This is a genomic window from Sphingomonas sp. Leaf25 (assembly GCF_001421635.1).
GTDB lineage: Bacteria > Pseudomonadota > Alphaproteobacteria > Sphingomonadales > Sphingomonadaceae > Sphingomonas.
The window spans coordinates 547,163-547,388 of the sequence record NZ_LMKU01000012.1 but is presented as its reverse complement, the minus strand read 5'-3'; the positions used below and the strand labels follow the sequence as shown (position 1 = coordinate 547,388).

The 226-nt window shown below is 69.9% G+C and carries 1 protein-coding gene; it reads left to right on the top strand.

Translation table 11 applies throughout. The annotated features are described in order from the left end of the window. Nucleotides 1–226: 3,4-dihydroxy-2-butanone-4-phosphate synthase (locus ASE78_RS19485; protein WP_235514899.1), on the top strand; the 226-nt coding region annotated here is incomplete at both ends.

The window sequence follows — 226 nt, the reverse complement described above, 5'->3', positions numbered from 1 at the left end:
CCTCGTCATCCCGGCGCAGATGGCGACGCCCGATGCGATCAACTTCATGGCGCGGCACGGGCGGGGCCTCATCTGCCTCGCGATGAACAAGGCGCGGGTCGAACAGCTCGGCCTCGACCTGATGGCGCGCAACAACGGCACGCGGCACGAAACCGCCTTCACCGTCTCGATCGAGGCGCGCGAGGGGGTGACGACCGGCATCTCCGCCGCCGATCGTGCGCGCACG